The 1,949-nt window shown below is 50.5% G+C and carries 2 tRNA genes and 1 rRNA gene; all 3 read left to right on the forward strand.

Annotated elements, in window-relative coordinates:
- The first annotated feature begins 154 nt into the window (after window positions 1-154).
- Window positions 155-1,692, forward strand: a 16S ribosomal RNA gene (locus G5T77_RS15195).
- 61 nt (window positions 1,693-1,753) lie between these two features.
- Window positions 1,754-1,830 (forward strand) — tRNA-Ile (locus tag G5T77_RS15200).
- A gap of 45 nt (window positions 1,831-1,875) precedes the next feature.
- A tRNA-Ala gene (locus G5T77_RS15205) sits at window positions 1,876-1,948 on the forward strand.
- Window position 1,949: the final 1 nt, after the last annotated feature.

Raw genomic sequence — 1,949 nt, forward strand, 5'->3', positions numbered from 1 at the left:
GAACAACTTGTGTGGATTTTTACTGGTTGATTGATCGAAATTATTTTCATTGATTGATTGGTAGAAATTACTCGAAGTTTATTTGAGCGAAATTTAAGTCAGAAAATTGATGAGCCAAGTTTAAGAACTTTACTTATAAAGTTCGAAATGATTTTAACTGAAGAGTTTGATCATGGCTCAGATTGAACGCTGGCGGCAGGCTTAACACATGCAAGTCGAGCGGGGATAGGGTGCTTGCACCTGATTCCTAGCGGCGGACGGGTGAGTAATGCTTAGGAATCTGCCTATTAGTGGGGGACAACGTTCCGAAAGGGACGCTAATACCGCATACGTCCTACGGGAGAAAGCAGGGGATCTTCGGACCTTGCGCTAATAGATGAGCCTAAGTCGGATTAGCTAGTTGGTGGGGTAAAGGCCTACCAAGGCGACGATCTGTAGCGGGTCTGAGAGGATGATCCGCCACACTGGGACTGAGACACGGCCCAGACTCCTACGGGAGGCAGCAGTGGGGAATATTGGACAATGGGGGGAACCCTGATCCAGCCATGCCGCGTGTGTGAAGAAGGCCTTTTGGTTGTAAAGCACTTTAAGCGAGGAGGAGGCTTACCTGGTTAATACCTGGGATAAGTGGACGTTACTCGCAGAATAAGCACCGGCTAACTCTGTGCCAGCAGCCGCGGTAATACAGAGGGTGCAAGCGTTAATCGGATTTACTGGGCGTAAAGCGCGCGTAGGTGGCTAATTAAGTCAAATGTGAAATCCCCGAGCTTAACTTGGGAATTGCATTCGATACTGGTTAGCTAGAGTATGGGAGAGGATGGTAGAATTCCAGGTGTAGCGGTGAAATGCGTAGAGATCTGGAGGAATACCGATGGCGAAGGCAGCCATCTGGCCTAATACTGACACTGAGGTGCGAAAGCATGGGGAGCAAACAGGATTAGATACCCTGGTAGTCCATGCCGTAAACGATGTCTACTAGCCGTTGGGGCCCTTGAGGCTTTAGTGGCGCAGCTAACGCGATAAGTAGACCGCCTGGGGAGTACGGTCGCAAGACTAAAACTCAAATGAATTGACGGGGGCCCGCACAAGCGGTGGAGCATGTGGTTTAATTCGATGCAACGCGAAGAACCTTACCTGGCCTTGACATACAGAGAACTTTCCAGAGATGGATTGGTGCCTTCGGGAACTCTGATACAGGTGCTGCATGGCTGTCGTCAGCTCGTGTCGTGAGATGTTGGGTTAAGTCCCGCAACGAGCGCAACCCTTTTCCTTATTTGCCAGCACTTCGGGTGGGAACTTTAAGGATACTGCCAGTGACAAACTGGAGGAAGGCGGGGACGACGTCAAGTCATCATGGCCCTTACGGCCAGGGCTACACACGTGCTACAATGGTCGGTACAAAGGGTTGCTACTGCGCGAGCAGATGCTAATCTCAAAAAGCCGATCGTAGTCCGGATCGCAGTCTGCAACTCGACTGCGTGAAGTCGGAATCGCTAGTAATCGCGGATCAGAATGCCGCGGTGAATACGTTCCCGGGCCTTGTACACACCGCCCGTCACACCATGGGAGTTTGTTGCACCAGAAGTAGGTAGTCTAACCTTAGGGAGGACGCTTACCACGGTGTGGCCGATGACTGGGGTGAAGTCGTAACAAGGTAGCCGTAGGGGAACCTGCGGCTGGATCACCTCCTTAACGAAAGATTGACGATTGGTAAGAATCCACAACAAGTTGTTCTTCATGACGATGTATCTGAGGGTCTGTAGCTCAGTTGGTTAGAGCACACGCTTGATAAGCGTGGGGTCACAAGTTCAAGTCTTGTCAGACCCACCATCTGCCAGAAAACAGAAAATCAGAACATTGACTTATTGATAAGCTGGGGACTTAGCTTAGTTGGTAGAGCGCCTGCTTTGCACGCAGGAGGTCAGGAGTTCGACTCTCCTAGTCTCCAC

It is taken from the genome of Acinetobacter sp. GFQ9D191M (assembly GCF_011174875.1).
Taxonomy (GTDB): Bacteria; Pseudomonadota; Gammaproteobacteria; order Pseudomonadales; family Moraxellaceae; genus Acinetobacter.